This window comes from Fibrobacterota bacterium (assembly GCA_019509785.1).
In the GTDB taxonomy this organism is placed as follows: Bacteria; Fibrobacterota; Fibrobacteria; order UBA11236; family UBA11236; genus Chersky-265.
Window position 1 is genome coordinate 1 of the sequence record JAEKLQ010000096.1, and the last position, 4269, is coordinate 4269.

The 4269-nt window shown below is 58.6% G+C and carries 2 protein-coding genes; both read left to right on the forward strand.

The window, feature by feature from the left end:
* The first annotated feature begins 203 nt into the window (after positions 1-203).
* Positions 204-3239, forward strand: a complete 3036-nt coding sequence (locus JF616_22765) for an ATP-binding protein (GenBank protein MBW8890586.1) — start codon at positions 204-206, stop codon at positions 3237-3239.
* Positions 3240-3449: 210 nt separating this feature from the next.
* Complete coding sequence (locus JF616_22770; protein MBW8890587.1) at positions 3450-4091, forward strand: response regulator transcription factor; 642 nt, start codon at positions 3450-3452, stop codon at positions 4089-4091.
* Positions 4092-4269 lie beyond the last annotated feature (178 nt).

Below are 4269 nucleotides of genomic sequence, written 5' to 3' on the forward strand. Positions count from 1 at the left end.
CCCCAGCGTTTGAATGTGGAGAACGTCCGCCAGTACTCAGACGTGGCATTCCAGAACAGTACCGGCGCTGAGACTCATCAGGAAATCGTCAAACGTGCACAACACCGGAAGGCTAAAGGCGATAGCAATCTACACAATTGTTTGTTCCTTGAGGGGAAGTCCGGTAGGGTGATACCGAAAGCCCAGCGATTACCACCCCATCCATGTTCTGCTTACCCAAAATCGGCCAGTCCCTTGCCCTTTTCCTCATGGCTTTGGTCGCTTCGGTCGCTTCGCCGGAGACCCGAGCCGAGCCGCTGGTCGCGGGTAATATACCGATTTCTGACGATTATGTCCTGCGAACCTGGGACGTGGATGACGGGCTGCCGGGTAACAACGTGTCGAGCATTGCCCAGACCCCGGATGGCTACCTTTGGCTGGTGACTTCCAGTGGATTGTCCCGGTTTGATGGGGTACGGTTCACTCCCTTTTTGAAGGAATCAACGCCGGGGCTGGAGTCAAATCAGATGGGGGTGCTCTTTGTTGATCGCGATGGCGCTTTGTGGGTCGGGCTGGAGCGTGGCGGAGTTGCGAGGAAGATAGGCGATCATTTTGAAGTAATTATGCCCTTTGCTCCCCGCACGGCCTACCCCACGTGGACCAGTTCTTTTGCCCAGGATTCCGAGGGGGCAGTTTGGTTTGGCCTTGATCCAGGGAAAGCCTTCCGTTGGCAGAAAGGAGTTCGCACGGGATTTTCGATTGGGCAGGGGGCAGGCACTGCTGTGCAAGCGGATGGGAGTGGCAGGATTTGGTTTACCACTTTATCCGCGTGCGGGTATTTTGATGGAAACCGTTTCCAGGCCATTGATCCCAATGGCGGTAAATGGCCCACCCTCGCGCCCTCGCGCGACGGGGGAATGTGGGTTAAGCGGGGGTTTGCCCTTCGGCATTATCGAGGGGTTGGAGTGGGTGAGATGATTGCGGAAACCGGGGATCTCACGATCAGCTCACTCCTTGAGGACCACGCGGGTAATCTCTGGATAGGAACGCTTAACGCGGGGCTGTTTCGGTACCGGAACGGGGGCTTCGTGCGGGTGCCAACCTCCCAAACTGCCGTGACTTCCATCATGGAAGATCGGCAGGGAAATCTTTGGGTGGGGATGGTGGGCGGCGGATTGGACCGGCTCCGGCCCCGCCGCTTTTCCTTGCGGCAGAAGAAGCATGGGTTACCCACCGACAGCGTTACGTCATTGTGCGAGGACGGGGAAGGAAGGCTCTGGCTTGCGGGGCGGAACGGCACGGTGGCGAGGGCGAATGATTCCAGCAACCAAACGTTTCTTTCCTTGGAAAAGCCCCGCGCGGCAATCATGGCGATGTGCCCCGATCCTCAGGGGGGCGTTTGGATGGCGACGCTTAAGGGCTTGGTGAGGTGGCAGGGTGGGGCGTTCACGAACGAGCCTTCGCTGGATCCGCTCACAGCGCTGCTTCTGGATCGGCAGGGAGACTTGTGGGTGGCGACAATCAAGAAGGGGCTAATGCGTTTGCATAACGACGCGGAGGAGCCTGTTTCCCCAGAGAATGGGCTATCTGAACCGCGGGCGCTCGCCGAGGACCCGGCGGGACGGCTCTGGGTTGGGACCGAGGCGGGGCGCCTTTTCCAGCGAATCCAGCGGCGAGAGGATCAAGCGGGCGGGGGGGGATTCGTTGCTGTGCCGCTGCCCGGGGCGGAGGATCAGCAAATCCGCTTTATTGTGCCGGAGAAGAATGGGGAGGTCTGGGTCGGGGTGAACAATGAGGGACTCTATCGCTGGCGTGACGGGCAGATCGCCCGATTGCCACTGAATACCGGGTTGCCCGTCAACGATCTCCGCGTGCTGGCGATTGAACCGGGCGGGGAACCCGGGATCACTGGCACGAATTCCCAAACAGGGCTCAATGCAGATGGGGCAGGAAGGCAATTCTGGTTCGGCACTGGCGGGGGCATGTTTCGCGTTGCGGGCAGCGAGATCGATGCGGTCATGGACGGGCGTCAGCAGCAGATGCAGGTAGTTGCCTACCGACGCGACGATGGGATGCCCAATGTCGATTACGTCTTCGGATTCAAAAACACCGCGACTCTCACCCACGATGGGCATCTCTGGTTCGCAACGACCCGTGGCGCGCTGGAGATCGGCCCGGAGGAGACTCGGGACTTGCTCCCGCCGGTACCGTTGCTGATTGAGGAGGTTGGAGGCGTTCGAGTTTCCAACTCCGAAAAGCTGACCCTGCCCCCCAGACCGGGCCCACTGCAGATCCGATACACGCTGGCGGATCTGAGCGCTCCGGAGCAGGTCCATTTCCGGTACCGTCTTTTAGGATGGGAAGGCGATTGGGTTCAGGCTGATCGTCAAAGGACGGCCACGTTCACGCATCTGGCCCCCGGGAAGTATCGTTTCGAAGTCGCAGCAGCTGTAGGAAACGGGCCATGGCTGTCGGCGACGGCGTCCCTCCCGTTTACCGTGAGGGCTGCGTGGTGGGAGACGGACTGGTTCCGGTTTGGCATGGCTTTGTTCAGCGTGGTGGCGCTGACGGGGGTGGTTCGATTTATCGTGAGGCGTCGGATGATGGCCCGAATGCGCAGGCTTGAACAGGGACATGCGCTGGAAAGGGAACGCACCCGGATAGCCCGTGACATGCATGATGATATCGGCGCTCGTCTTATGCGCATTGCTCTGATGAGCGAAGTGGCTGCAAGCGAACCCGATCTGCGCACCGGGCTGGGAAACCAGCTTGGGGGCATCGCCCATGAAGCCCGTGAGGTGGTCGATACGCTGGATGAGATCGTTTGGACGGTCAATCCGCGCAATGATACCTTGGCACGTTTGATCGGCTATCTGGCCGAGGCATCCGAGGCGTTCCTTGATTCGACCTCCATCACCTTGACGCTCGAACTTCCCAAGGAGATCCCGGACATCGCCGTGCCTTCAGATGTTCGCCATCACATCCTCCTAGTGGTCAAGGAGGCTCTAAACAATGTGGTCAAGCACGCGAGGGCCACGTCCGTCAGTTTGAAGATCGCTCTGGAGAAAGAGATGCTCTCGATCCTGATCGAGGACGATGGAAGCGGGTTCGCCCCTGCTGCTGTCGCACCCTTCTCCAATGGTTTGCAAAATAGCGAGCAACGCTTGGCTTCAATCGGCGGCTCGTACCGTATTGAAAGCCGGCCGGGACAGGGGGCCATCGTGAAGCTGGAGATCCCGCTGGCATTTGGAGTGCGGTGACATGTCACCGCTTGGTTTTTGGAAGAGGAGACATGCCTCCTCGTGAAAGCGGTGACATGTCACCGAACTCCAAAGCTTCGCATATCCATGCGATATTCCCGCGGGAAGGGATCTGATATAGCAAGGCGCATGGAATCCTTGCCGTCCTCGGCGGTCTCGCATATGGTCGGATCAGTTGATGAATTGAAGCCAACCTGTAATCCCCCCGAAGTGCCTACGACCGTTTCCATTGTCGAAGATGATCCCACCATGCGCGCAGGATGGGTTAATATCATTAATCATGCTCCCGGGTTCCGCTGTATCGCTGACTACGGCTCCGCCGAGGAGGCGATCGCAGGCATTCCCCGCAATCCTCCCGAGGTGGTGTTGATGGACATTAATCTGCCGGGCCTTTCCGGGATTGAGTGCGTCCGAGAACTCAAACCAAAATTGCCCTCGGTGGATTTCGTCATGCTGACCATGTTTGGGGACCAGGACCGGATTTTCGATGCTTTAAAAGCGGGTGCCATTGGTTATTTGCTGAAATCCAAAAGCACCCCCGCTGCATTGATCAAAGCAATTAAGGAAGTGAAAGTTGGTGGATCCCCAATGTCAGGGGAAATCGCCAGGCAAGTGACGCTGTTTTTCCGCGAGCCGGCGTTGAAGAGTAAAGCCGCCAGCACAGGGATTGAGCTGCTTCTGCGTCGTGAGTACGAGGTGCTCGAGTTGCTTGCCGCCGGCAGGCACTACAAGGAAATCGGCGTTACCCTCTTTATCAGCGTCGATACGGTGCGGACTCACATTCGTCACATCTACGAGAAGCTTCAGGTGCACTCGCGCGCCGAGGCCGCCGCGAAGTTCTTCGGGCGCTAACCCCTCCTTTGGGGGGGTGTAGAGGCGGTCCCGCCAAGGCGGGATCAGCCTCCTGCCTTTAAGCCTTTGCCTTTCGGAAGGGGATTTCCCCCTGCCATGTCTGGGAGTTCTGGGAAAACTGGGACTCATGAATCCCCGAACTCCCAGTATTCGGTGATAAGAGGTTCCGGCGGTCCCG